Source organism: Xenorhabdus bovienii, assembly GCF_024721015.1.
GTDB classification, from domain to species: domain Bacteria; phylum Pseudomonadota; class Gammaproteobacteria; order Enterobacterales; family Enterobacteriaceae; genus Xenorhabdus; species Xenorhabdus bovienii.
Genome location: NZ_JANAIF010000222.1, coordinates 1 through 1208, shown reverse-complemented (window position 1 = coordinate 1208; position 1208 = coordinate 1). Strand labels below are relative to the sequence as shown.

The 1208-nt window shown below is 42.3% G+C and carries 1 protein-coding gene; it reads right to left on the bottom strand.

Going from position 1 to position 1208, the window contains the following annotated elements; all coding sequences use genetic code 11:
- Positions 1 to 28 precede the first annotated feature (28 nt).
- Positions 29 to 1150, bottom strand: a complete 1122-nt coding sequence (locus NXS07_RS20180) for an ISAs1 family transposase (RefSeq protein WP_258087531.1) — start codon at positions 1148 to 1150, stop codon at positions 29 to 31.
- Positions 1151 to 1208 lie beyond the last annotated feature (58 nt).

Here is a 1208-nt window from a genome sequence, read left to right as displayed (position 1 = left end):
CAGGGGTTACGCATGAAATTTTAGTCGGCTAAAATTGATTAAATAACAGTGCTTCCATATAACCGTTATCCCATCCCGCTGATTTTCTTCGCGCACTCAAACTCAATTTACTATTGATATCTCGTTTAACAATATTGAGTGCCATTTTACGTAATTGGGCAAATATTCTTGTGGCGACCCGCTCTCTCATCCGTGAATCATCTTCTCGGAAAGTGACATCCAGTACCCAGTGTAAACTATTTTCGATAGCCCAATGTTTTCGTATTGCACCTAACTGAAAGGCGGGAGAATCATGACAACTGCTTAAATAATAACGAAAGTCAGAAGTCACCGTGTCAGAATAGTGTTCTTGTCGTATCGTTTCTGTTACCAGAAGAGCTTGAATATCTGGCCAAGACCTTAAGTGTTTTGTTTCTGATGTCAGTGGCAGAACCCATCCGCGCCGTCTGACGGTACGTCCGTGGCTATCATCGAATTCATCATGGTCAGGTTTAAGGTAAGGTTTTTGGGTTATCTGTTGTTGTTGAAAATAGTTAACCGCTTCCGAAAAGGTTTTCCCCTGATTGCCTTTAAGCGACAAAATATAATCGGCTTCACTCTCGCGTAGTTGCTGAGCAATCGTGCGTTGGCAACCCATCGCATCCATCGTCACGAGATGGCCTTTCAATGAAAGCATCGATAATAATGCCGGAATGGCCTTAATTTCGTTTGATTTTCCGTCTACGGCACATTGACATAAGCTAAGCCCTTTCTCAACCGTGAATGCACTCACCATATGTAATGCGCTTTGGTCAATTTTCTTATCAAACGAATGACGTAAACTTTTACCATCAATCGCAATGATAGCCCGTTTTTCTGAAGAGAGATCACGAGAAACCCATTGATAAAAATGATGTTCAAAGAGGCTCGGGTTTAATAAACTGAAACAGCGCCGGAAAGTATCATGTGACGGAATACCCCCTTTGAGCGGAAGAAATGAACTCAGCCAATCCTTTTTGAGTTGACCGTACTGTTCAATATCAGTCCAGGCGTTAGCCCCAGCAATGACAGCGCATACCGCGATCACTAAGATATCAATAAAACGGTGTTTGACCTTTCCCTGACAACGTGGGTCTGGAAAATCAGAAAAGACCTCCACTAATTCTTTCATTAGCGTCCCTCTAAAAATGAAAGAATTATCCACTCAATATTTTCATGCGTAACCCCTG